This is a genomic window from Paenibacillus sp. NPDC093718 (genome assembly GCF_050279985.1).
Taxonomy (GTDB): Bacteria; Bacillota; Bacilli; order Paenibacillales; family Paenibacillaceae; genus Paenibacillus_AQ.
Genome location: NZ_JBNNUS010000005.1, coordinates 232,983 through 257,463 on the forward strand (window position 1 = coordinate 232,983; position 24,481 = coordinate 257,463).

The following is a 24,481-nucleotide window of genomic DNA, read 5'->3' on the forward strand; positions in this document are numbered from 1 at the left end:
CGCAACCGTGAAAAAAAGAAAATGGCTGTACACGGTGCTTGCATGTACCGTTATAACGTGCATTGCTGCGGGCTTTCTGATCTACGTGAACCGTGGAGCACCGGCGGTGGACGTGGCTGCTTACCGTACCGCGGCGGCCGAGCCGGCGCAGGGCAGCGAGCTCTCCCCCCTGAACGATACGACAGGCGGCATGCCGGGCATGCATCTGGTAGCGGAGACGGACGCGCTTGCCCTGTACTATCACCCGGAAACCACCGAGGTGGCGGTACGGGATAAGCGGAGCGATACGGTATGGTACAGCAATCCGTCAGACCGGATGGAGGACGGAATTGCCTCGCCTTATGAGAAAGAGGTGTTATCTTCGCAGTTGACGCTGACGTTCCGAGATCAAATCGGTACGCTTGAAACCTACCCGAATTACACGTGGAGTGTCATGAACAAGAATTTCACAGCGGAAAGCTTGGACAACGGAATCCGGGTCACGTATACGCTGGGTGATGTATCGCTCGGGATCGATGCGTTGCCGAAATACATCTCGCAGGAAAGATTGCAGGAGAAGGTTATCAGTAAGCTGGATGAATCGCTGGCCAAGTACGTGCAAGCGAGGTATTACCCTTTGAAAGATGACCCTGGTATGCTGGAGCGCCTGGATGACCAGATCAAGAAAGAGCTGGTGCTGAAAAAAATGCTGGGGGCGTTCGAGCAGGCCGGCTACACCGCAGAGGATCTTGCCTTTGATAACGAGGCGGGTGGGGGAGCCGCAGCAAGCGCCTCTTCGAAACCGCAGTTCAAGGTTCCGCTGGAATACCGGCTGGAGGAGGATTCGCTCGTCGTTTCGGTACCGCTTGACCAGGTAACGGAAAGCGAGAATCACCGTTTGCGCAGCGTGGAGCTGCTCCGCTATTTCGGCGCGGCAGGCACGAAGGATCAGGGATATATGCTGGTGCCGGATGGAAGCGGCAGCCTGATTAAGCTGAATAACGGCAAAGTGAAGGAAGAGCAGTATGTGCAGCGTATATACGGCACAGATCCGAATAACAACAGCGGCAGCCGCGGGCAAGTGGCCGAGCAGGCACGGATGCCCGTGTTCGGAATGAAGAGCGGTGACCGCGCCTGGTTTGCCGTAATTGAAGAAGGCGATGCCATTGCGAGTGTGTCCGCCGACATCGGCGGGAAGCAGAACTCGTACAATCATGTATTCAGCAGCTTTGCCGTGCGGGGCGAGGATATGCTGGAGCTGTATACCGGCAGCACGATTCAGGAGATTCAGCTCTTGAACGATAAGCTGTATACCGGGAACCTCTCGGTAAGATACAGCTTCCTTGAAGGCGAGGATGCCAGCTACTCAGGCATGGCCCGCTTGTATCAGGAAACACTCGTGGAAGATAACAAGCTGGCTCCCCTGGAAGAAGCGAAGAGCATCCCGTTCTATCTCGATATGCTGGGAAGCGTGGATAAACGGAAATCCTTTCTGGGCGTACCTTATGATGCCGTCGACTCGATGACCACCTTTGAGCAGGCAGGCGAGATCGCCGCTCTTCTGAATGGAGAAGGCATCACCAATCTCCGAATGCGCTATCTCGGATGGTTCGGCAAAGGCGTTCATCACAAGACCCCGGTGAAGGTAAAGACCGATCGCGTGGTTGGGAACGCCTCGGAGCTGAAGGCCCTGTCCAAGCAATTGAAGGATTCCGGCGGCGGTTTGTACCCGGACGTTGCCTTCCAGCACGTCTACCATGACGATGGGGCGTTTACGCCGTCATCCGATGCCTCCCGTTTTGTGACCAGGGAAACGGCAGAGCTACATCCGTATGACCGGAACACGAACCGGATGGATTCCTACTATGGTACGTACAACTTGATGTCGCCGGCGAAGCTGCCCTATTACGTGGACAAATTTGCGGGGCAATATGAGCGGTATGACATTGGGGCCGTGTCATTGCGGGATTTGGGCGATGTTCTAAGCTCCGATTACCGGGTGCAGCGGGTTATTTTCCGTGAAACCGCTAAGTCTATCGTGACCGATCAGCTGAAGAAGCTGCATGAGGCATACCCGGACACGATGGTTTCCGGCGCCAATGCTTACAGCTGGGCATACGCCGACCACGTGATCGATGCGCCGGCGTCGAGCAGCGGATTCGGGCTGACGGATGAAGTAGTGCCGTTCTATCAAATGGTCATTCACGGATACCTGGATTATGCGGGGGCAGCGGTCAATAACCTGAATGAGCAAAATTTGCGCAAGCAGCTCCTGCAGTCGCTGGAGTTCGGATCGGCTCCGCACTTCCTGTGGTCTTATGAACAAAGCTCGAAACTGAAGTACACGCGATTCGATGACATGTACTCCACGCACTACAAGGACTGGTTCGACGAGGCGGTTTCATTGTACCAAGAGCTGAATGAGGTGCTGGCACCGTTCCGGACACAGCGGATGCTGGAGCATAAGCGGCATGCCGACGGGGTGGTTGAAGTGAGGTACGAGAACGGCGCCTCGATTCTGATCAATTATACCGATCAGGCGGTCGAGGTTAACGGGATCCTTGTGGAACCGCAAAATTATGCTGTAGGGGGTGACCGGGCATGAAAATGAGATTGTCCCTGACCCAGAAAAGATCCATGCTCGGCCTCCTCTTTATCGCGCCATGGCTGATCGGCTTCATCTTTTTGTTTGCGGGGCCTCTGTTCCAGTCCATTCTGTTCAGCTTCAGTAAATTGAGCATTTCCCCTACGGGTTATGAGCTGGATCCGGTTGGATGGAACAATTTCAACACCGCGCTGTTCGTGGACGCGAATTTCAATCGGATCTTAACGGAATCGATTCTGGGCATGGTGGTGGATGTTCCGCTTATCTTGTTCTTCAGTCTGTTCTCAGCCATTCTGCTGAATCAGAAATTCAAGGGGCGAGCCCTGGCCAGGGCGATTTTCTTCCTGCCGGTCATTCTGGCATCCGGGGCGATTTCGGCAGCGGAAACCTCGGGTCTGATCAATCTGGTCGGAAACGCCACGGTGGCGGAGGAGCTCGGGCAAGCTTCCGGGCAATTTAATGTGCTCTCGATGGTGCGCATCTTAACCGAGGCCGGGTTCCCTATTACCGTAACCGAGTATATTATCGGGGCCGTCATGAGGATCTACGATATTATCAGCAGCTCGGGCGTTCAGATTCTGATCTTTCTTGCCGCCCTGCAGGCCGTCCCAGGTTCAATGTACGAGGTCGCGAAGATCGAAGGGGCTACCGCTTATGAATCGTTCTGGAAAATCACCTTTCCGATGGTGAGTCCGCTCATCCTGACAAACATGATTTATACCATCATCGATTCGTTCGCGGACAGCACCGTGACCCGAACGATTTATGAGACGGCTTTCAAAACGCAGAATTTCGGGCTCAGTGCCGCGATGGCTTGGCTGTATACCATCGTTATCAGCTTGCTGCTGATTATTATGGGGATCATCGTCTCAAGGAAAACCTTTTATCAAAACTAATGGCTAAGAGATTCCTGACGGTACAGGAAAAAAGGAGGTCCGTATGGCATCGATTCGGGATCGCTCGGACGAAACGGCTCAGGAACGAATGAACCGGTTCAAGAACAAGGCGCTGCCTATTCTGTGGGCGGTGTTCCGCTACCTGCTGATCATCGGCATTACATTTATCATCATCTATCCGATCATCTCCAAGTTCTCTGTCGCGTTCAAAGACAAACAGGATATTTATAATCCAACGATTTATATGATTCCGGTGCATTTCACATTGGATAATTTCAAGATCGTGCTCGATTTGCTGGATTATTGGCCGCTGCTGCTGAACACGATGATTTACGTATTCATCACGATGCTGCTGACCACGATGTCGACCGCGCTTGCCGGGTATGGCTTTGCCCGGTTCACCTTTCCGGGCAGCAACCTGCTGTTCGGCCTGGTGGTGCTGACGATTCTGATCCCCATGAGCACGCTGATGGTACCGATGTATTTGCATTTTCGCAGCTTCGATATTCTGGGGCTGGTTCACTTATTTACAGGAAAAGAAGGCATCAACCTGCTGAACAGCTACTGGCCATCGATCATTACTTCGGCAACGGCCACCGGGCTTAAGGCCGGACTATTCATTTATATCTTCCGTCAATTTTTCCGGGGGCTCCCGAAGGAGATTGAGGAAGCGGCGTTGATTGACGGTGCAGGCGGGATTAAGACGTTTTTTGCAATCATGCTGCCCAATGCGATTCCGCCGCTCATTACGGTGACCCTGTTCTCGTTCGTCTGGCAGTATAACGACACCTTCTACACCTCGCTCTTTATGAGCGAGCAGTCGCTGATGCCGCTGAAGATCGCTTCCCTGCCCGCGGACGCGAACCAGTTTCTCCCGGCGCTGATGGGACTCGGTTCATCAGCCAAAGCCGATCCGAACTATGTGGCACTCGTAGTGGACACGGGGATATTGTTGGCCATTCTGCCGCTCATCGGATTGTATTTGTTTGTGCAGCGCCATTTTGTGGAGAGCGTGGAGCGTACCGGTGTTGTCGGGTAGTGGCTGCTGCAGGACAGGTGGTTATGTCGCAGGATAGATGTCGTGTTACAGGATTGACGTTATGTTACAGGATAGATGTCATGTTGCAGGATGGATGCCATGATGCAGGAGAGATGCCGTGTCGCAGGATAAGCGCGGTGCGTGAGACAGGTTTTGTGCTTGTCTGATAGGTATGCCGCAGGAATCGGGCTGTGCCATTTGTATGACGGATGAAGGAAATCTGTAGGATCTTTCATCCATACGGCAATTACAGGACAGGAGTGAATCGCATGACAAAAGCAAGCAGCACCCGCTTTGAGGTCCAGCCGAACCTGATCAACCCGGCCGCTTCCGATCAGGCCAAACGGTTAATGGGGTATTTGTGCAGCATCTACGGCAAACGGATGCTGACAGGGCAGCAGATTGGTGTTGTATCCACGCCGGAGTTCGATATGATCCACGAGGTCACGGGAAAATACCCTGCCGTCGGCGGATTCGATTTTATGAATTACTCCCCTTCACGGGTGGAGCGCGGAGCCGAGTGTCAGGACACGGATCTGGCGATAAAGTGGTGGAATCGCGGCGGGATCGTGACCTTCTGCTGGCACTGGAACGCCCCGAAGGATTTAGTGGATTTGCCGCCGGATCGGACCTGGGGCCGAGGCTTTTATACCAATGCGACAACCTTTGATATCGCACGGGCAATGGCGGAGCCATCATCGGAAGAGTACGGCCTTATCATCCGGGATATCGATGCGATCGCTGCCGAGCTCAAGCATCTGCAGGATGCCGGCATTCCGGTGCTGTGGAGACCGCTTCACGAGGCATCGGGCGGTTGGTTCTGGTGGGGAGCGAAAGGCCCCGAGCCTTGCATCGCGCTTTGGAAGCTGATGTACGAGCGCATGACATATCACCACGAATTGAACAACCTGATCTGGGTATGGAACGGGCAGCACAAGGATTGGTATCCGGGCGATTCTTACGTCGATATCATCGGAGAGGACATTTACCCGCCTGCCCGGGATTACGGTTCGCAATCCGAGCGGTTCCGCACGGCTTTATCGTATACGGATACGGCAAAAATCATTGCGCTGACCGAGAACGGTGTCATTCCCGACCCCGATCTCATGCTGGAGGACGGATGCCCGTGGGCATGGAATTGCACGTGGTATGGAAACTTCGTGTTCACAGAAGAAGGAATTAAACGGAGGTATTCAGAAGAGTATACGGATGAGCAGCAGCTGATCCGTACCTATCATCATCCGTTTACGGTCACACTGGATGAGCTTCCGGATTTAAAAGGCTGAGCGGCTTGCATCTGACAGGGATGCAAGCATAAGCTCGCAGTTAACCTAAGCATAGAGTGGAGATCAAGCTGATGCGCGGAGAAGCCATATCTGTATGGAATATGACCCGATCCGCATCAAATAAATATATAGAGATGGAGAGACTACTATCATGAATAATAACGTTATGACCTTAAACCAATGGAAATTCAAAGCGTGCGACGAATCCGAGTGGCTTCCGGCCCAGGTGCCGGGCTGCGTACATACGGATCTGCTGAAAAATGACAAAATCCCGGATCCCTTCTACGGAACGAATGAGCATGACCTGCAGTGGATCGACAAGAAGGATTGGGAGTATGAGACGACATTTGATCTGGGTCCGAATCTGAGCGCCCAATCCCGCATTGAACTCGTATTTGACGGCCTGGATACCTACGCGGACGTATTCGTGAACGGAACGAAGGTGCTTTCCGCGGATAATATGTTCCGTTCATGGCGGATCGATGTGAAATCGCAGCTCAAGGATTCAGGAAATGTGATTAAGATCCGCTTCCGTTCTCCGATCCAGGAGGATCTGCCGAAGCTTGAGAAGCTCGGATATCCGCTGCCTGCTTCGAATGACCAGTCCGAGGTTGGCGGGATGGGCGACCAGAAAGTGAGTATTTTTGCCCGGAAAGCGCCTTATCATTACGGCTGGGATTGGGGACCGCGGTTTGTGACCAGCGGAATCTGGCGTGAAGCCCGGATTGAGGCTTGGTCGGAGGTGCGAATCGATGACTTGTTCATCCGTCAGGATGAGGTTACGGCTGACATGGCTAGGGTTACGGCGGTAGCTGCAATCGAAGCGGGACAACCTTGGCAAGGGGTGCTGCGCGTAACCGCAGGCAGCCAGGTTTGGGAACAGCACGTACAGCTTGAAGAAGGCCGCCACTCGGTTGAATTAAATCTTGCGATTGTGGAGCCGAAGCTGTGGTGGTGCCGCGGCCTGGGCGAGGCTCATCTGTATTCGTTCCATGCCGAGCTGTTGGAAGCGGAACGTGTCGTTGCAGAGAAAAAGGTTAGAACCGGTCTGCGCAGCGTGAAGCTGGTTCGGGAACAGGATAGTCGCGGCACTTCCTTCTACATTGAGCTCAACGGCACGCCTGTGTTTGCCAAGGGGGCGAACCATATCCCGAATGACAGCTTCATTACGGAAGTGACGGCAGAGCGCTACCGTCACGAAATCGCATCCGCGGCGGAATCGAACATGAACATGCTGCGCGTATGGGGTGGCGGTATTTATGAAGAGGACGTGTTCTACGATCTGTGTGATGAATATGGAATCATGGTATGGCAGGATTTCATGTTCGCTTGCAGCATGTATCCAGGCGACGAGGCGTTTCTGGAGAACGTGCGGCTGGAAGCGGAGGAGAACCTGGTCCGTCTGCGGAATCATCCGAGCATCGTGCTCTGGTGTGGCAACAACGAGATTGATTCTGCATGGGCGCATTATGAAGAGAAAGGCGGCTGGGGCTGGAAGCAGGATTATACCGAGGAACTCCGTGAGAAGATCTGGAGCGACTACGAAAAGGTATTCCACGAAATTCTGCCTGAGGCTGTAACCGGTTATGCACCTGGAGCGGAGTATTGGCCATCATCCCCGTTGGTATCGCTCAGCCATGATAAGGACCAGCATGCCAATCCGTCCACAACGAGCGGAGATATCCATTACTGGGGCGTATGGCATAATACGGAGCCGTTTGATAACTATAATGTTTATGTCGGCCGGTTCATGAGTGAATACGGATTCCAGTCCTTCCCGGAACCGAAGACGGTCCGTACCTACGCCGAAGACGGCGATATGGAGCTGGAGTCGACGGTTATGCTGGCGCACCAGAAGAACGGTGCCGGCAATCGCTTGATCAAGACTTACATGGATCAATATTATAATGAGCCGAAGGATTTTGAAGCTTTCCTGCATATGAGCCAAATTCAGCAGGCCGAAGCAATGAAGATGGCGATTGAAGCCCATCGCCGCAACAAACCGTACTGCATGGGCACGCTGTACTGGCAGATGAATGACTGCTGGCCGGTCGCTTCGTGGGCGGGCATGGATTATCTCGGCAGATGGAAGGCGCTGCAATATGTGGCCAAGCGCAGTTTCCGGGATGTGAGTCTGTCGATCGAGTCCAAGGAACAAGAGATCATCGTCCATCTCATATCCGATATTTCAGAAGCGGTTCAGGGCACGCTGAAGATTCAGTTATTCGATTTTAACGGAAAAGAGCTCTATATATCCGAGCAGCCGATCCGTGCGGAAGAGCAAGCGTCACTCGTCGTATTCCGCGCGGTGGCCGATGAGCTTCTTGGCGGACATGATGCATCCGAGGTCGTGCTCCTGGCGCAATTTCTTCAGGATGAAGACGTGATTGACAGTAAAACATTCTATTTCGTGAATGACAAGCATCTTCGTCTGCACAGCCCGACCATCAGCATAAAAGAAGTCGAGGGAAGCGACGGCACGACGTTTGTGCTGGAGAGCAACGTGCTTGCCCGCCACGTATGGCTGTCCTCGGAAGCGGAAGGCTTCTACAGCGATAACTTCTTCGACCTGATTCCGGGCATCCCAATGACGGTTTCCTTCAGCTGCCGAGATAACGGAGAGCAGGCATTCGTACTTGGCAAGCCGGGCCAGGTCGAGGTTCGGTCCATGGCCGATTGTATTGACCCGGCGATGGTGCTGGCGGTTTAATTCATCGTGCAACCATTCGCTAAAAAGAGCCGCCCCTTCCACCAATTCTGGTGGAAGGGGCGGCTTTGTTTGTCTTTAATGGAGCCATGAATTTGATGCTAACCATTTCTTTGTTGGCTTCATCATAAGCGGGGGATCCCGGGGGTTCGACACCTTGATCACAATACCTCTATGTGATCAAGGGTATGCCAAGGGTTTCTGATACGGGTCGCATGGGGTCGGATGTCAGCAAACGAAAAGAAGTCCGGCACGCTGCTATCAGTTATTCTAGGTTGGTACAAATCAAATCCTGTTGGACATGCTCATACCCATAAGCAAAGATCGGAAAGGAGGCCAGATCTTGAAAAAACAAGTTTTGTTCATTCATAGTGCCGGCCCGCAAGGCCTTCGCCAAGGAAGCAGCGGATTGATCGCCCATTTACAAGATCAGCTGGGTGAAGCTTATCATGTCTTATCTCCCGGCATGCCGGATTCGGATTACGCTCTGTGGAAAGCGCAGTTAGCCAGTGAAATCGAGGGACTGGATGAGGAGGTTACCCTCGTAGGCCATTCCCTAGGCGGCTCGGTGCTGCTGAAATATCTCTCGGAAGAAGGCTGCAAGCGAACCATCTCTGGACTGTTCTTGATCGCAGCCCCCTATTGGGGCAAGGACGGCGATTGGCAGAACGAAGAATTTGCGCTGCCGAAATCTTTTGCATCCAAGCTACCGTTTATACCGAACCTATTTCTATATCACAGCCGTCAAGATCCAGTAGTACCCTTCGCGCACGTTCAGCACTACGCAAAGCAGCTTCCCCAGGCCGTCACCCGGACATACGAGGGCGAGGATCATTACTTCCGAGAGGGCTTGCCCGAGCTTGTAGATGATATCAAGCGTATATAAAAAAGGACGACATTAGCTGCGCGTGGCTAATCATTCGTCCTTTTGGTCTTTAAAAAGCAACTTCGACTATGCTTCCAAAGTCAGCCCGTCCATGCCAGACTTCAGCGGAGAAGGCGGAATGATTCTGGAGAAGCGAAGCGGGCTCCTTTGCCACCGGATTTCTACATTTAGAAAATCCATTCATGGAAATCTGGGGGCAACAGAGATCGGAAGAATCATCCGCATGCGGAGCGATGCAAAGAACTACCCCCATTGCGATGCTATGGGAGCCACCCAGAAGTTAAGCGGCCGTCCATATAAACCTCGCATCAAAAAAAGACGACATCAGCTTTTCGCTAATGTCGTCCTCTTTTTTACTTGCTCCCTTTATATGCGTTCAAGAATTCCTTCACCTTCGCCGGATCGGCCACCAGCTCGTTGCCGGTTTTTACGATTGGGCTGACGGTGGAGTAGGCTTTGATTTTGTTATTGTTGTAGTAAGTCAAAATCTCATCCTGGTTGATGGAGTAGAGCACCGCTCTTCTCAGATCATCGCTTGTTGCCACATCACGGTTCTTCGTGTTGAACAGCAAGTAGGATACGGCGTTGCTCTCGATCGTTTGCAGCTTCAGCTTGCTGTCGCCTTTAACCACATCGTATTTCGTTTCAGGGACGCCGTAGTACAGGTGAATTTCGCCGCTGCGCAGTGCGGAGAGCGTGCTGTCCGCATCCTTGATAAAGCGAACTTTCACTTGCTCGATTTTCGGTTCGTGCTCCGTGCCCTTCATGTAGCCAGGGTTTTTGAAGAAGGTGGCTTCATAGTCCGTTTTGGAAGACAGGATGTACGGACCGCTGGCATACAGCGTATTGTTGTATTTGTCGCCTTCGGTTACCGTGTTTTGGTCACCGTAAGGGATGTCTTTGTTCACATCGAATTTCTCAACGTCATACGTGTTAATGGATTCCACTTGTTTCTTCGATACGATACCGGCCGATTGGTGAGCCAGGTAGTTCAATACTTGCGGGAACGGCTCGGTGGTCGTCAATTTAATGACTTGGTACTTACCGTCTTTGGTGCTTGCTTGATTCTTGTCATCGACGAGAGAAGTGATCTTGGTATCCAAGCCGGCTTCCAGAGCATCCTTGACGCTTTCGCTGCCGCCGGATACTTTGGTGTTCTCCAGTGCGCTCAAATCCGTTACAGCTTCAACCGTATTGATGTGCTCGTGAAGCGTGTAGGTACGATGATCCGGTACCGAATTTTTGTCTTTGGCTCTGTTCATGGAGAAGATGACATCGTCGGCGCCTACGCGCTCGCCGGAATCTTCAGCTTTTTTGTTCGTGATTTTAGCAAAGTTAATGTCGTCTCTAAGAATGAAGTAATACTCCGAGTTGCCTTCGCCAATGGCATGGTTATAAGACAGCGATCCTTCGGATGTGATCTTGTCATCATCGGTCAGGTTGATCAGACGTACGTTCATGTTGGTGTTGATGATGTTGATGGAACCGTCATTACCCTTGATTGGATCAAGAGAAGTCAGTTCAGAGATTGATTGGGACAGAATCAGCGGCTGCGTAGCACGCTTGGATTGGTCTTTGAAATCAACGGCTTCCCAAGGAAGGGAACGGGATTTCGAAAGACGGACGGAATTCTCGTCCAGGACATCCTTGTTGAACGCTTGGCTCTTCAAGGAAATGTACAATGGAGCGATATAAGCTTTGTCCGTTACGAGACGTTGCTCCAGCTGCTTGTAAGTTTCAACAGCGTCTTCTGGCGTTTGTGTAGCCGCTTGGTCGATCAGCTTGTCCACTTCTTCGTCGGACAGGATGCTGTAGTCGCCGCCGGTTTTGAACAGGGAACGAACGGCATAGTCAGGGTTACCCGTAACGGTAGTCCAGCTGGACAGCGCGATGTCGTAGTTGCCGGCATCCTGCTGTGCCTTGAAGCTGCCGTAGTCCGGCTGCAGATTCAGCTTCACGTTGAAGCCGTTCTTTGTGAGCTGGTCGCGAATGATGTTGACATCCGATTCGTTAGAGCTCATGCCAAGCAGCTCAATATTAACAGCAGATGTATCCGTGGCTGTATCCGCTGGTTCTTGCTGATTTTGCTGTGCATCATCTTTGGTTGTTACGTTGCATCCGGCCAGTACGATGACTAGCGAGAGAAACAGTAACAGCAAGGAACTCTTTTTCATTAGTGATACCCTCCTGAGTTGTATATATATATAATATTTTTTGAAACCGATAGTTAGTGTGCCAGGGGCACGTAAAGCATTAATCCAGCTTAGGATCCAGGGCATCCCGCAGTCCGTCGCCAAGGAAGTTGAAGGACAGGACAAGCGCGATGATGGCTAGACCCGGATAAATGGCCAAGTAGGAATGCGTCTCAAGATACGTGCTTCCGATCTTCAGGATATTCCCCCATTCCGGGATGTGCGGCTCAACGCCGAGACCCAGATAACTCAAGCTGCTCGTCGAGATGACGGCTGCACCGATGGTAAGCGTGGATTTGACAATCATGGGTGCAAGCGAGTTAGGAACGATATGCTTGAATATAATCGAAAAATTGCTGGAGCCGAAAGCTCTGGCCGCATCGACATATTCAAAGGTGGAGACCAGGAGCACGTTCGCCCTCATGGTTCTCGCATAGGTCGGTATTGCGCCTACGCTGAGTGCCAGGATAAGGTTGACAGTGTTGGCTCCGAATGCAGCAATGATCGCAATAGCGAGTAAGATGCCCGGAATGGCGTACAGCACATCCAGTAAACGCATGATGATGTTATCGGTATGGCGGCCATAGTAGCCCGAGATGGCACCGAGAACACCGCCGATGACAACCGGGATCGCCGTAGAGGCAAATCCGACGATCAGCGAGATTCGGGCTCCAAATACGATTCGGGAGAACAAATCCCGGCCGAAGTTGTCCGTACCAAAAGGGTACACAAGGCTTGGCGGCTGCAGGATGGCGCTATAGTTGTTATCGATCGCAATGCTGTAATCGAAGGTAAACAAACTGGTTACCGACAGACAGAACAGGAAGATTACAAAGAACAGTCCGGACATGGCTGTCGAGTTGGCCGTAAGCTTCACCCATACATCGCCCCAGCGGGTCATCGCCGGATTGCCGTTCTTGCGTATCTTCGCAAGCAGGTTGATGCCGAGCACCAGAGCAAAAATATTGCCCGTTACCGCAGTCAGAATGACCGGAAAGGCAAGCCAGGTCAATGCGGGATGCGTATAATTCGCTTTGACGTACCTGGCAACGAGTATAAGCGCGATCAGCTGAATGACGGCAATAACCATAAGCACGGCCATCGCCGGAAGGAACGTATTCGAGACGTAAGGCTTGAACAGGTTCAGCGCCGATATCGCGATGACAAACAGCTGGGTTAACAGCATGTAGACGGCAATCGTATATTCAGGAGGCTTCTGCTTTTTAATCAGATTGAAACCGAAAGTGACGGTAAACAGATTTCCCGTGACAATACTCAGCAGCTGAATGTAACCCAGGATCCTCGTTGAGCGCCGGATTTCTCCCTGGCTTTGAAGATCTCTTCGGATCAACAGCGTAATGATAATCTGAATGATGGTAAACAATGCATATACCGCAAAGGCGGTGAACACCCACGGTTTAATGGTTCCCCCAGTGAAATCAAAGCTGTTCAGAAGCAGGATCACCGTTAAGGTCAAAGAAATAACCCATGTGAAGCTGGCTTGACTGTACTCGTGTGAGGATTTCAGCTGGTGTTTGGTTTCTTGTTTAGAAAGAAGCTTCTTGATCATGAGTACACCTGCTTTAGTATTGTTTCATCTTGGATCTGATCCGTGGATCGAAGAACGCGTACAAAATATCAATGATGACGTTCACCAGCGATATGGTGATGGCGGTGTAAACCACGCCGCCCATAATGGCCGGGATGTCAGGGATGAATTGTTTATCGACGATGTAGCTGCCGATTCCGCTGATGTTGAATACCTTCTCCGTAACGGCAGAGCCGCCGAGCATTCCGCCGAACTGAAGTCCGATGACCGTAATGATCGGAATGATGGCGTTGCGGACAGCATGCTTCATCAGAATGGTGCCCTTGCTGAGCCCCTTCGCTCTGGCTGTGATCATGTAATCTTCATTAATAACCTCCAGCGTAGAGGAGCGCGTCATTCTCGCTACCGAAGCGGTAAGTCCTGTACCGAGCACGATCACCGGCATGACCATGGACAACCAGTTCTCCGGATTAAAGGTGGCGGGGAGCCACTGCAGCTTGATCGAGAAATTCAGGATGAAGATTAGTCCCTGCCAGAAGTTTGGAATGGACAACCCGATCAGCGCGATAAACATAAACGTATAATCAAAAAACGAATTCGGTCTCGTAGCCGAGATAATCCCGATCGGCAATGCGATCACAATCGCGATAATCAGGGAAATGACCGTAAGCGTCAGCGTAATCGGGAACTTTCTGGCGATGCTTGTAGTAATCTCTTCATTGCCCGAGAAGGATTTGCCGAGATCGAAGTAGGCGATTCCTTTAATGTTGTTCCACAGCTGCGTGAGATAGCCCTGATCCAGTCCGTGCATTTTGTTAAAAGCCGCGATCTGTTCCGGCGTTGCCGTCTCGCCCAGAATATTGGCTGCAGGGTTGAACGGCGACAAGTGGAGAATCGTAAAGACGAGCACCGCTACCCCGAAGATAACGAAGACCGTCATCACGAGTCTCTCCAGAATATATTTCAGGTAAGGGTTGCTGTACAAAAAAATAAGGATGTACATCAGCAAGCCCGGAATAAGTGATATAATGAAGAACAACGGATTCTCGATGAGAGAACCAAACGTATCGGCCATGGTCAACCGTTTTCGGTTGTTCAGTTTCAGTTCCCTGACAGTCCGTTCCTTAAGGACTTCCCGGAACCTTGCTTCTACGATATTGTCGACTTCCTGCCGGAGCTGCCCCTCATTGACTTTTTGCTTGAAAAAGTCGTGCTTGCGCTTCTGCTGCTCCATCATCTCGGAGCGAAGGGCCTCCAGATATCCGGCAGCCAGCATCTCGCTGCGTATGCGGTTCTCAGCCGCCGCGTAGTCGTCCTTATTTCTCTGAACCAAATAAAATAGGAAGACCACGAGATTCACGGGCGCTCCCAATAATAATAGTAAGTATCTATAAGAAGGATTCAGAAGGATCTTACTGTATGTGCTGCTAATCAAACCTATGAGTCTGTTTGGTCTTGCTGCTTCTGTCCCCCCCATAAGCTGCCTTTCCTCCTTGTTTCAAATTGCATTATTCCGAGTGATATAGTATATTTTATTTTAGCCTATTTTAAAAGTCAATAGATTATAAGAGTTGTAGATCATATTACTTTAATGACATAAATGCATAATGGCAGGTGAGCAGAGTTGGAACCGATATTGCAGGTTAAAAATTTGAGTGTAGCCTTTCAATCCCGTGATTCAGAATTTCACGCGGTGCGTGGGGTCAGTTTTGAAGTGAAGAAAGGGGAGACTCTCGGGATCGTTGGAGAATCCGGGAGCGGCAAAAGCGTCACGGCCCGCTCGGTCATGCGGCTGCTGCCTTCCCCGCCTTCTTATATGAAGGATGGGGAGATCCTGTTCCTTGGCCAGAACCTGGCGGAGAAAACCGAGAAAGAGATGGAGAGCATCCGCGGACGCGATATCGGGATGATTTTTCAGGATCCGATGACCTCGCTTAATCCGACGATCCGAATCGGGGAGCAAATATCGGAGAGCCTGGTGAAACACCAGAAGCTGTCCAAGCAGGAAGCGAAGCAGCAGGCGCTTGAGATGCTGAAGCTGGTCGGCATACCGAACAGTGAAGCGCGTTATAACCAGTACCCGCACGAGTTCTCGGGGGGCATGCGGCAACGGGTCATGATCGCCATCGCGCTGGCGTGCAGACCTGCGCTGCTGATCGCGGACGAACCTACAACGGCGCTTGACGTAACGATTCAGGCCCAGATCCTCAATCTGATGAAAAATATGCAGGAGCGCTTCGGTTCTTCCATTATATTGATCACGCATGACCTCGGCGTTGTCGCAGGCATGTGCGACCGCGTGGCGGTGATGAAGGACGGCGTGATCGTCGAAACGGGAACGACGGAGGAAATCTTCGAGAATCCTCAGCATCCCTATACTTTGAAGCTGTTAAACGCGCTTCCACGTCTGGACGAGAAGAAGAAAGCCAAGCCGGCGCCGATCATCGTGCCAAGCACGGATTACAAGGGACCTCTGTTAGAGGTTAAGTCCTTGAAGCAGTATTTTGATATGGGTAAAGGTAATGTGCTTAAAGCGGTGAATGATATCAGTTTTCACATTCAGGCTGGGGAAACGCTCGGGGTTGTCGGGGAATCCGGCAGCGGAAAATCGACGACGGGACGAGCCATCCTTCGCCTTCACCAGCCAACCGGCGGAGAAGTGCTGTATCAAGGAATGTCCGTAAATCGCCTTTCTACTTCGGAAATGAAGGCTATGCGGCGCCATATGCAGATGATTTTCCAGGATCCATATGCCTCGCTCAATCCGAGATTGAAGGTGGTGGACATTATCGGCGAAGCGCTCGATGTTCACAAATTGACCGGCAGTAAGCAGGAGCGGAAAAAACGGGTCGAGGAGCTGCTGGATATGGTCGGATTGGATCCGGCCTATGCCACGCGCTATCCGCATGAATTCTCCGGCGGTCAGCGCCAGCGAATCGGGATTGCCCGGGCGCTTGCGGTGGAGCCGAAATTCATCGTGTGCGACGAGCCGCTCTCCGCGCTCGACGTGTCGATCCAATCGCAGATCGTGAAGCTGCTGGAGGAGCTGCAGCATCGTCTGGGCTTGACCTATCTGTTTATTGCGCACGACCTGTCGATGGTGAAGCATATCAGTGACCGCGTTGCCGTTATGTATATGGGCAAAATCGTGGAGCTTGCTGAAAGCGAAGAGCTGTACTCCAATCCGCAGCATGATTATACGAAGTCCTTACTTGCGGCGATTCCGGTACCCGATCCGAAGATCGAATCCAAGAAGAAACGGGTACTGCTGGAAGAGCGCACCGGTGAGGACAAATATAACCTCGAGCATTCGGAGCTTGTGGAAGTATCGGAAGGCCATTGGGTGGCCATGCCAACCGGAGCTTAATGGAACCATAACAGAACCTGTCCCGACTTTGGGGCGGGTTTTTATATGAGGAAATAAGAATAAACTTAGAGGCTTACCATCCTGATCTCGCAAGAAAAGCTTCCGCTTAAAGCGGTCTGTCTCCTGAGAATATACGTCGATACACGTTTTTCTCTTCCAACGGGCCGTGCCAAAAAATTCGCTCATAAATCAACGATTTGCATGGTACATAAAAAGGAATTGAGCCCTGCATGGCAAATATTTAATGCTAGGAAGCGTTCTCACGAGAAATGAGCCTACGGATTTCCAATTGTACGTACATTAGCAACATACCGATGAGGAGGAAGTGGAATGAATCGTTTGCAGCAAGGGGATGTCGTATTATTTCAAGGAGACAGCATTACGGATTGCGGTCGTGACCGGAACTTTTCCGGCAGCTTGGGGAACGGATACCCGCTATTGATCGACTCGTTGTTCGGCATGAAATTTCCTGAGTTAAACGTAACCTTTTTGAATAGAGGGATCAGCGGAAACCGGGTCGTCGACTTGAATGCTAGATGGCAGGAGGATTGCCTGGACTTGAAACCGGACTGGGTATCCATCTATATCGGAATCAATGACACTTGGCGCCGGTATGATAGCGGGGACCCGACAAGCACCGAGGATTACAAAGCCGGCTACCGTAAATTGATCGAACGCACCAAAGGGGCGCTTGACGCCAAGCTGATTCTGGTTGAGCCGTTCGTGCTGCCGCATCCGGAGGATCGGAGAGTTTGGCGCGAGGATCTGGATCTGAAAATCACGGCTGTTCGTGAATTAGCAGTGGAATACGGGGCGCTGCTGGTGCCGCTGGACGGATTGTTCGCTGCGGCGTCGGCGCGCCGCGAAGCTGCCTTCTGGGCTCCTGACGGCGTGCATCCGTCACCGGCCGGACACGGGCTAATCGCAAAGGCTTGGCTTGAAACGATGGGTGTTCGTTTGGATTAATTCAGATATCAGCGAAAAGCAGAATGCAATGCTGCAGGATAAGCTTGATGAGCTGATCGATTAGGAAGGGAAAAGAGCTCGGAGGTGAATCACTGCCTTCCCGAGCTCTTTTTTTGATAGGATTTGCACGGGATATGAAATATGGGCGCGCCGCTGCCGATACATATCAAAATAACTTTCATTTTTTTAGCCTATGTGGTGTAATGCATTAAAGCGGAAAAATAATGGTTGACGCCTCCTATTAAATCCTATAGGATTACTTGTATTAATTAGTATAGTCCTTTTAACGGAAAACAGGGGGAGAGAGAACATGAAAGGCAGTAAACATGTAAGGAAATTAACCGCGCTGGTGCTTGCGTTTATGATTGTCTTAACCGGTTGTGCTGAATCGGGTAGCGGCGGCGGTAGTGGAGCAGGCAATCTGGCGGACAAGGTTGAGAACCTGCCTGCAGGCATTGCCGATAAGGATCCGGTGAAATTGATGGTCGTCCGGAAAATCGGGGGCGATGATCATACGGCGCAATTTTTGGCAGGCGCGAAGCAGGAAGGCGAGGCTCTCGGGTTTAAGGTAGATACCTTCTCGGCGAACGGGGATTCCGCCAAATTCCACGATGCGATCGCCCAAGCCATTGACAGCGATTATGATGGATTTATCATTTCGCACGGAGACGATCCTGCATCCGTTCAAGACGTGAAGAAGATTACGGATAAAGGAATTCCTGTCGTCACCTTTGACTCCTTGCCTGAGATTGGCGACATTGCAGGGGTAACCCAGACGTCGCAGGATGATGAGCAGCTGGCGAAGCTGGCACTGGACAAGCTGGTTGAAGAGCAAGGGCCGGAAGCCAACATCGTCTATCTCTGGGTAGATGGATTCCCGCCGATGGTACGACGGAATGCCGTATACCAGGAAACGCTGAAGAACAATCCGGGCATCAAGGAAGTGGAGCGTTTCGGCGTGGCGAGCGACCAGACTTCGCTGGAAACGCAAAATGCGGTATCCGCCATCCTGACGAAGTATCCGAAGGGCGAAATCGATGCGATCTTCGCAACCTGGGATGCTTTCGCCATCGGCGCAGCCAGAGCGCTGGAAGAAGCGGGACGCACCGAGGTTAAGATTTACGGCATCGACGTATCCAACGCGGACCTGGAGCTGATCCAGAAGCCGGACAGTCCTTGGGTAGCTACCGCAGCCGTAGATCCGAAAACGATCGGCGCGATCAATGTCCGTTTGCTTGCTAAAAAGATTGCCGGTGAGGAAACGCCTGCCACGGTCAATCTGGAGCCTGTATTGATTGAGCGCTCCAGCCTTGAGGGTGCAGCCGAAGCGGTCAACATGGTCAACCTGGCGGATATTATCCCTAGCTGGGGGACGAGCACCGAATTCGAAGAGGACTGGATGAAGGCGTTGAAAGACGCAGGCGGCAAATAAACAGCATTATTCATACAGGCGCTCTTGTCGGTCATCGATAAGGGCGCCCTATCCTATTTGAAGGGAAGAATACACTTGCGAAGCGTTATGGAGCCAACAACTGCCACATCGACCGACGTGTCGGGTGCGGCGCCCTTACTTCACATGAAGCATATCTCGATCTCTTTTCCAGGCGTTAAGGCGTTAATCGATGTGGACTTTCAGACGGTCGCAGGAACAGCACATGCCTTGATCGGCGCGAATGGCGCAGGGAAATCTACATTAATGAAGATTCTATCGGGTGCTTACAACCATTATGAGGGCGAGATCTGGATCGATGGGAGCAAGGCAGACATCCGTTCCCCGAAGGAAGCGAAGGATCTGGGCATTCAGATCGTCTATCAAGAGGTGGATACGGCGCTCATTCCGAACCTGACGGTCGGAGAGAACATTATGCTCGACCGGACGGTTCACGATATGGGCAAGCAGCACTTGATCCGCTGGAAAGAACTCCATCGAGAAGCCGAAACGATTCTTGCACGGATGAACATCCGGGTTCCCGGCAAGAAGCTGATCTCGGAGCTGACGCTGGCGGAGAAGCAGATGGTGCTGATCGCAAGAGCCGTCTCCAAGCAGTGCCGGATTTTGGTGCTCGACGAGCCGACCGCGCCGCTCAGCCACAGCGAGACAGATCAGCTGTTCAAGCTGGTGCGCAAGCTGAAGCAGGATGGGGTCGGCATTATTTTCATCTCGCACCGGCTGCCGGAGCTGTATGAAATCTGCGATGATATTACGATCATGCGGGATGGTCAGCTGGTGAAGAGTGACCGCATTGCGAATATCGATCAGCCCAAAGTGGTGGAGTACATGCTGGGCTCCAGGATGGAGCAGCAGTTTCCCCATATCGAACGAGAGATCGGCTCCGTCTGCTTCGAGGTGAAGAACATGTTCGACCCAGGCAAAATCAACGGTGTTCACCTGCACATTCGAAAAGGGGAGATCGTCGGTCTGGCCGGACTGGTCGGGGCCGGGAAAACGGAGCTGTGCCGGGCGATATTCGGAGCATCCGACACATCAACCGGCGAGATCACGCTGAACGGGAAAAAGCTTCGCATCCGCTCGCCGCATGATGCCGTCTCGCATGGCATCGCGCTGGTCCCCGAGGAACGCCGACGCGAAGGCGTCTTCGTGGAAGAGCCGGTGTCCGTCAATTTAACGGCTGCGGTGCTGTCCCGTTTTTCCAGATTGGGATCCTGGCTTAGCTTCGGCAAGGAAAAGCAGGCGGCGAGGGAGATGATCGAGTCGCTCGGAATTAAGACCCCGAACGAGCGGGCCAGAGTGAGAAACCTGTCCGGGGGCAACCAGCAGAAGGTGGCAATCGGCAAATGGCTGCTGGTCGACGCGGATGTGTATATTTTTGATGAGCCGACCAAAGGGGTTGACGTTGGCGCGAAGCGGGACATTTTTCATCTGGTGGCGGAGCTGGCCAAGCGGGGGAAATGCGTGCTGTACGCCTCCAGCGAGCTGTCCGAAATCGTTGGCATCACGGATCGGGTGTATGTGATGTATGACGGCGGCATCACGAAGGAGCTGACGACGAAGTCATCCAGCGAAGAGGAACTATTGCTTTACTGCACAGGAGGCGGGTTAACATGAATACAGCAAGACCAATTAAGGAGAAGCCGGCGGCTAGTTTCGCTTTTGATTTTCTATATAAATACGGCACGTTGATTACGGTATTCGCACTTATTCTCGTGTTCGGGACCGTCGCCGACAACTTTTTGAATACAAGCAACATAATCAACATACTCCGTTCGATCTCGATCGTGACGATTATTGCCGTGGGACTGACCGTATCGCTGGCCGTGGGCGGCTTTGACCTGTCTGTTGGCTCAACGGCTTCCCTGGCGAACGCGCTGGTCATTTCCATGTTCGTCTGGCACGGGCAAAATATCGGCATCGGCATCGGCCTCACGCTGCTGTTCTGTCTAGCCGTCGGGCTGATCAACGCGTTTCTGGTCATCAATTTCAAGATCGACGACATGCTGATGACCCTGGCGACGATGTTTATCTTCCAGGGCATTGCCTTGACATATACCCGGGGCGCTACCATTTCCCAGAATATGATCCTGCCGAGCGGAGATTTCGCCACCGGTAAAATTCCGGCGGTGTTTGAGAAGATCGGGCAGGTGCCATGGATCATTATCATCATGGTGCTCGTGGTCCTCGTGGTCCATCTGTTCCTGACCTATACCAAACACGGACGGTATATGTATATGATCGGAGGGAACCGTGAAGCGGCGGCTTTATCCGGGATTCCGGTGAGCAAATACCGTTTGATTGCATACCTGGTCTCCGCATTGTTTGCCGCCATCGGCGGGATTATCCTCGGGGCACGCGTCATGACGGCCGAGGTGGGCTCCGGCGGCCCCTATCTGATGGATGCCGTCGCTGCAACCTTCATCGGATATTCCGTATTCGGAGCCGGCAAGCCGAACGCGCTCGGGACCTTTGTCGGCGCCGTGTTGATCGGTATATTGCAAAACGGTCTGATCATGCTGTCCGTGCCGTATTTTGCGATGGATATCGTGAAGGGCTCGGTGCTGGCGTTGGCGCTTGCCTTAACTTACTATAAGAAGAGACATTGATGGCTAAGAGGCACGTATTTTGATCCAGCTTGTTCCATTCCTTCTTATCAAGACCATCCCTCCAGTGATTCTGCTCTGGAGTGGGTGGTCTTTTTTCATGGGCAGCTGCATTCGGGCAGGTTATCCATGATTTGGTTATGTAGTTGACGGACTCAACTTGTATTGACTATCCTTGTAGAAGACTGATTATAATTGTACATACATTTGTCTCTTATAAAGAGAAAGGGGACTCATCATGAAAAAAACAACCTTCATACAACCGGATCCCAAGGCTTGGCTGGACACGTTTCACTTTGAAATTCCGATAAAGATAAGGTACTGCGAAACGGATATGCTGGGTCATGTCAATAACGTCAGTTATTTCATGTATTTTGAGCAGGGACGCATTGAATATTTCGAGAACCTGGGATTGACCGAGGAACTGTTCAGCGAACAAAAGGTGTCGGTGGTTGCGGATTTGGAATGCCAGTATCTTGCTCAATTGTATCTGAAGGACCCGCTTAAGCTTCATGTCCGGGTGGCTGAGATCGGACGTTCCTCCATGGACGTCCAGTATGCGATCGTGGTGGACGGCACCTTAAAGGCGGCCGGTCGCGGAACCATTGTGCTCATCGATACCGCGTCAGGCAAGAGCACGCCGATTCCGGATTCGGCACGCGAGCGGATTTCGACTTTTGAAGGATGGATGTAACGAAAATTGAAAGATCACTTACTATTAGATAAGAAGGGAAGGGATTAGGGATGAACATCCGTTTTGCCGTGATCGGCACAAACTGGATTACCGAGCGGTTTCTTCAAGCTGCTCTGGAGACGGAAGAATTTATTCTTGCTGCCGTATACTCCCGTACAGAAGAGAAGGGCAGGGCTTTCGCGGCCAAGTACGCGGACCCCAAAGTGTACACCGATCTTGTAACGATGCTGCAGGATGACGAGATTGACGCGGTGTACATTGCGAGTCCGAATTCCTATCACGTCGATCAGGCGATATTATGCATGAATCACGGGAAGCATGTTCTTTGCGAGAAGCCGATGGCTTCTAACGCAGCCGAAGTGTCCGCCATGATTGAAGCAGCGAAGAATAACAACGTTCTGCTCATGGAAGCCTTGAAGTCGACGTTGATGCCGAATTTCAAAACCGTCAGGGACAACCTGTACAAGCTGGGTCCGATTCGGCGTTATTTTGCAAGCTACTGCCAATACTCGTCCCGTTATGATGCGTACAAGCAGGGGACGGTACTGAATGCGTTCAACCCTGAATATTCCAACGGTTCACTCATGGATTTGGGGATATATTGCCTGTACCCGATGGTCACCCTGTTCGGTAAACCGGACTCCGTCAAAGCTTCCGGCTATATGCTATCCTCCGGGGTTGATGGCGAGGGCAGCCTCTTGTTGTCCTATCCTGAGATGGATGCCGTGATCATGCACTCCAAGATCAGCGATTCCTATGCCCCAGCCGAAATCCAGGGCGAGAACGGCACGATGATCATCGACAAGATCAATCAGCCGTACGATGTGAAGATTCACTACAGAGACGGCACCATCGAAAACGTCACCCAGCTGCAGACCCATGAATCGATGTATTATGAAGCCCGGGAATTTATCGATTTAATCCAATGCGGCGAACGGGAAAGTGCAATCAATACCCATGCCAACTCACTCATTACGGCTGAAATCATGCAGGAAGCCAGACGCCAGGTAGGACTGCGGTTTCCGGCCGATGCCCGCACCGATATATGATATTTGTCATACTCCCGAAATGACGTTTATGACTACGACACGCGTGACATCCTATCTATAATTAGATTAGACAAGTGCGTGACAGCTTCACAACGTCCTTGCGCTTCATTTCGAGGAGGAAGACAACTATGGCTAAACCTGATAACAAACTATCCAGCTTGAAAAAGAACGTTGCCCCTTATGAAGAAATTGACACAAAGGCGAGTATAGGTCAGCTTTTCAATACACTGGTTCCCTTGATATTGCTATGGTGTGCAGCCTATTTAAGTTTATCCGTATCATATTGGCTAACCATGCCCATAGCGATTATTGCATCGGGCTTTGTTGTTCGGACGTTTATCATATTCCATGACTGTTGTCACGGATCTTTCTTTAAAAGCCGCCGGGCGAACAAAATTCTCGGCACGATTACAGGCGTTATTACATTGTGCCCTTACGAACAATGGAAGAACACGCACGCGATTCATCACGCGACGAGCAGCAACCTCGATAAGCGGGGAATCGGCGATATGTGGGTATTGACCGTTGAAGAGTATGGGGCCGCTTCCTTTTGGCAGCGTCTATACTACCGGGTTTACCGTAATCCGATTGTGATGTTTGGACTGGGTCCTATTGCTATTTTTCTGATAACCTACCGTTTTAACCGTAAAGGTGCGAGACGCAAGGAGAAGATCAGTAACTATATAACGAATATTTCGATTGTTGCGCTGTATGCATTGCTGTGCTGGGCGATTGGATGGCAGGCATTTCTGCTCGTTCAAGCTCCTATATTCATGGTATCAGGGATGCTTGGCATTTGGTTGTTCTATGTACAGCATCAATTCGAAGAAACGTACTATGAGCATGATGAAGAGTGGAGTTATATCAATGCAGCCGTAGAAGGCAGCTCTTATTACAAACTTCCGAAGGTCCTGCAATGGATCACGGGTAACATCGGCTTCCATCACGTTCACCATCTTAGCCCGAAGGTTCCCAATTACAACCTGGAGAAGGCGCATGAAGCCGCTCCTCCGCTGCAAAAGGCAACAACGATTACACTGAAGACCAGTTTGAAGTCTATACGTTTCCGTCTGTGGGATGAAGAGAAAAAGGTGTTTGTCACGTTTAGGGAAGCAAGGAAGTCGCTCCGTAAACCGCAGGAATCGGTATTGGCGAAAGCCGAGAAGAGCCTGGCGAGCAGCAGACGCAGAGTGCAGGGCGAGTAATTCCT

At 51.7% G+C, this 24,481-nt stretch carries 17 protein-coding genes; 14 read left to right on the forward strand and 3 right to left on the reverse strand.

Annotated features, from left to right (window positions below):
* Positions 1–7: 7 nt before the first annotated feature.
* From ACQKPA_RS16855 to ACQKPA_RS16880, 6 genes are all read left to right on the forward strand, one after another.
* Positions 8–2,584: a DUF5696 domain-containing protein gene (locus ACQKPA_RS16855; protein WP_427493742.1), complete on the forward strand. Its 2,577-nt coding sequence runs from the start codon at positions 8–10 to the stop codon at positions 2,582–2,584.
* The gene (locus tag ACQKPA_RS16860; RefSeq protein WP_427493743.1) at positions 2,581–3,480 is read left to right on the forward strand and encodes a carbohydrate ABC transporter permease; all 900 of its coding nucleotides are present in this window, start codon (positions 2,581–2,583) and stop codon (positions 3,478–3,480) included. The genes ACQKPA_RS16855 and ACQKPA_RS16860 overlap by 4 nt, the downstream gene beginning before the upstream one ends.
* Before the next feature lie 43 nt (positions 3,481–3,523).
* Positions 3,524–4,519: a carbohydrate ABC transporter permease gene (locus ACQKPA_RS16865; RefSeq protein ID WP_427493744.1), complete on the forward strand. Its 996-nt coding sequence runs from the start codon at positions 3,524–3,526 to the stop codon at positions 4,517–4,519.
* A gap of 269 nt (positions 4,520–4,788) precedes the next feature.
* Positions 4,789–5,805 (forward strand): glycosyl hydrolase, encoded by a 1,017-nt coding sequence (locus ACQKPA_RS16870; RefSeq protein ID WP_427493745.1) that lies wholly within the window; start codon positions 4,789–4,791, stop codon positions 5,803–5,805.
* 151 nt (positions 5,806–5,956) lie between these two features.
* The gene (locus ACQKPA_RS16875; protein ID WP_427493746.1) at positions 5,957–8,515 is read left to right on the forward strand and encodes a beta-mannosidase; all 2,559 of its coding nucleotides are present in this window, start codon (positions 5,957–5,959) and stop codon (positions 8,513–8,515) included.
* 340 nt (positions 8,516–8,855) lie between these two features.
* Positions 8,856–9,398, forward strand: coding sequence for an alpha/beta fold hydrolase (locus ACQKPA_RS16880; protein WP_427493747.1), 543 nt, complete (start codon positions 8,856–8,858; stop codon positions 9,396–9,398).
* A gap of 353 nt (positions 9,399–9,751) precedes the next feature.
* Here the strand turns inward: ACQKPA_RS16880 and ACQKPA_RS16885 are convergent, their stop codons facing one another.
* The 3 genes from ACQKPA_RS16885 to ACQKPA_RS16895 form a co-directional block, all read right to left on the reverse strand.
* Positions 9,752–11,572 carry an ABC transporter substrate-binding protein gene (locus tag ACQKPA_RS16885; RefSeq protein WP_427493748.1) on the reverse strand — a complete coding sequence of 607 codons (1,821 nt, stop codon included), beginning with the start codon at positions 11,570–11,572 and terminating at the stop codon, positions 9,752–9,754.
* Between the two features lie 79 nt (positions 11,573–11,651).
* The gene (locus tag ACQKPA_RS16890) at positions 11,652–13,160 is read right to left on the reverse strand and encodes an ABC transporter permease (protein ID WP_427493749.1); all 1,509 of its coding nucleotides are present in this window, start codon (positions 13,158–13,160) and stop codon (positions 11,652–11,654) included.
* A 13-nt stretch (positions 13,161–13,173) separates the two neighbouring features.
* Positions 13,174–14,616: an ABC transporter permease gene (locus ACQKPA_RS16895; protein WP_427493750.1), complete on the reverse strand. Its 1,443-nt coding sequence runs from the start codon at positions 14,614–14,616 to the stop codon at positions 13,174–13,176.
* A gap of 147 nt (positions 14,617–14,763) precedes the next feature.
* Between ACQKPA_RS16895 and ACQKPA_RS16900 the strand changes: the two genes are divergently transcribed.
* The 8 genes from ACQKPA_RS16900 to ACQKPA_RS16935 all read left to right on the forward strand — a co-directional run bounded on the left by ACQKPA_RS16900 (position 14,764) and on the right by ACQKPA_RS16935 (position 24,476).
* Entirely contained in the window at positions 14,764–16,506 is a 1,743-nt protein-coding gene (locus ACQKPA_RS16900; RefSeq protein WP_427493751.1) for a dipeptide ABC transporter ATP-binding protein, read from the forward strand.
* Positions 16,507–16,836: 330 nt separating this feature from the next.
* Complete coding sequence (locus tag ACQKPA_RS16905; RefSeq protein ID WP_427493752.1) at positions 16,837–17,472, forward strand: SGNH/GDSL hydrolase family protein; 636 nt, start codon at positions 16,837–16,839, stop codon at positions 17,470–17,472.
* A 310-nt stretch (positions 17,473–17,782) separates the two neighbouring features.
* Positions 17,783–18,904 carry a sugar ABC transporter substrate-binding protein gene (locus ACQKPA_RS16910; protein WP_427493753.1) on the forward strand — a complete coding sequence of 374 codons (1,122 nt, stop codon included), beginning with the start codon at positions 17,783–17,785 and terminating at the stop codon, positions 18,902–18,904.
* Positions 18,905–19,048: 144 nt separating this feature from the next.
* Positions 19,049–20,539, forward strand: a complete 1,491-nt coding sequence (locus ACQKPA_RS16915; RefSeq protein WP_427493994.1) for a sugar ABC transporter ATP-binding protein — start codon at positions 19,049–19,051, stop codon at positions 20,537–20,539.
* Positions 20,536–21,531 (forward strand): ABC transporter permease, encoded by a 996-nt coding sequence (locus tag ACQKPA_RS16920; protein ID WP_427493754.1) that lies wholly within the window; start codon positions 20,536–20,538, stop codon positions 21,529–21,531. The genes ACQKPA_RS16915 and ACQKPA_RS16920 overlap by 4 nt, the downstream gene beginning before the upstream one ends.
* Before the next feature lie 235 nt (positions 21,532–21,766).
* Entirely contained in the window at positions 21,767–22,222 is a 456-nt protein-coding gene (locus tag ACQKPA_RS16925) for an acyl-CoA thioesterase (protein WP_427493755.1), read from the forward strand.
* Positions 22,223–22,272: 50 nt separating this feature from the next.
* Positions 22,273–23,271 (forward strand): Gfo/Idh/MocA family protein, encoded by a 999-nt coding sequence (locus tag ACQKPA_RS16930; RefSeq protein ID WP_427493756.1) that lies wholly within the window; start codon positions 22,273–22,275, stop codon positions 23,269–23,271.
* Between the two features lie 128 nt (positions 23,272–23,399).
* Positions 23,400–24,476 (forward strand): fatty acid desaturase, encoded by a 1,077-nt coding sequence (locus ACQKPA_RS16935; protein WP_427493757.1) that lies wholly within the window; start codon positions 23,400–23,402, stop codon positions 24,474–24,476.
* The last annotated feature ends 5 nt before the right edge of the window (positions 24,477–24,481 follow it).